Annotated in this window: 2 protein-coding genes; one reads left to right on the top strand and one right to left on the bottom strand. The window is 64.9% G+C overall.

All coding sequences use genetic code 11. The features are described from left to right. A partial coding sequence (locus I5M_RS17820; RefSeq protein ID WP_022722637.1) for an AAA-associated domain-containing protein occupies positions 1 to 1,090 on the top strand: 1,090 nt, incomplete at its 5' end. A gap of 192 nt (positions 1,091 to 1,282) precedes the next feature. Here I5M_RS17820 and I5M_RS17815 read toward each other — a convergent pair. Next, a partial coding sequence (locus I5M_RS17815) for an aldehyde dehydrogenase family protein (protein ID WP_031336878.1) occupies positions 1,283 to 1,644 on the bottom strand: 362 nt, incomplete at its 5' end.

The raw sequence follows: 1,644 nt of genomic DNA, 5'->3' as shown, positions 1-1,644 counted from the left end.
CTATCGCGGCGAGCCGATCTCCGGCCCGCCCGACGGCATCTCCATGGTGTTTCAGTCCTTCGCGCTGTTTCCGTGGCTCACCGTGCTGCAGAACGTCGAGCTCGGGCTCGAAGCGCTTGGCGTCGAGCGCACCGAGCGGCGCACCCGCGCGCTGGCGGCGATCGACCTGATCGGTCTCGACGGCTACGAATCCGCCTATCCCAAGGAGTTGTCCGGCGGCATGCGGCAGCGCGTCGGCTTCGCCCGCGCGCTGGTAGTGCATCCTGATCTGCTGCTGATGGACGAGCCGTTCTCGGCGCTCGACGTGCTGACCGCCGAGACGCTGCGCACCGACTTGGTCGAGCTGTGGATCGAGCGGCGGCTGCCCATCAAATCGGTGCTGATGGTGACGCACAACATCGAGGAAGCGGTGCTGATGTGTGACCGCATTCTGGTGTTCTCATCGAATCCCGGCCGTGTCGCCGCCGAAATCAAGGTCGATTTCCCGCATCCGCGCAACCGCCTCGATCCGGCGTTCCGACAGATGGTCGACAGCATCTACGCGCGCATGACGCAGCGACCCGAGCCGAAGATCGCGTCCGATGGCGCGACCGGTCCGGGCATGGGGCTGGTGCTCAATGCGCTGTCGTCCAACCTGCTGGCCGGTCTGATCGAAACGCTGGCCGCCGGCCCGTATCACGGGAGGGCCGACCTGCCGGTGCTTGCCGAAAGCCTGCAGATGGAGGCCGACGAGTTGTTTCATCTCGCCGAAACGCTGCAGCTATTGCGCTTCGCCCAGGTCAGCGAAGGCGACATCGTGCTCACCGACGCGGGCCGGCGCTTCGCCAATCTCGACACCGACGACCGCAAGAAGCTGTTCGCCGATCACCTCGTCAACTACGTGCCGCTGGTCGGCCTGATCCGCCGCGTGCTCGACGAGCGCCCCTCGCACACCGCGCCGGCCGCCCGCTTCCGCAACGAGCTCGAAGACTACATGTCGGAAGACTACGCCGACGAGACGTTGAAGACAGTCGTGTCCTGGGGCCGCTACGCGGAGCTGTTCGCCTATGACGAACAGTCCGAATTGTTCAGCCTGGAAAACCCGCACTAGACTGACGCAGACGTCAGGCACTCTGAATCAGTTAGAGCCTCGAAGCCGCCACACCATCTCAACTCCAGTACGGCGGTGCGCCGGCTTTCAAGCGAAGCTCTGGGATACTGGGTCGCCCGCCTTCGCGGGCGATGACGGAGGGGGTGGGGCGAATTCGTCCCCCACCGCGCTGGCGCAGCCCGAACCTCCGGCTCAGATCCCCGCCATCATCACGTATTTGATCTCGACATATTCTTCCATGCCGTGATGCGAGCCCTCGCGGCCCAGACCTGACTCCTTGACGCCGCCGAACGGGGCGACTTCGGTGGTGATCAGGCCGGAATTGACGCCCACCATGCCGCTCTCCAAGGCCTCGGCAACGCGCCAGACGCGGCCGAGGTCGCGCGAGTAGAAGTAACTGGCGAGGCCGAACGGCGAGTTGTTGGCGAGTTTGATGACTTCGGCTTCATCCTTGAAGCGGAACACAGGTGCCAGCGGCCCGAAGGTCTCTTCATGCGCCACCAGCGCATCCGGCCGCACATTGGCCAGCACGGTCGGCTCAAAGAAGGTGCCGC

The sequence above is a fragment of the Rhodopseudomonas sp. B29 genome (assembly GCF_000333455.1).
Lineage (GTDB): Bacteria > Pseudomonadota > Alphaproteobacteria > Rhizobiales > Xanthobacteraceae > Rhodopseudomonas.
This window is presented reverse-complemented; position numbering and strand designations above follow the sequence as displayed.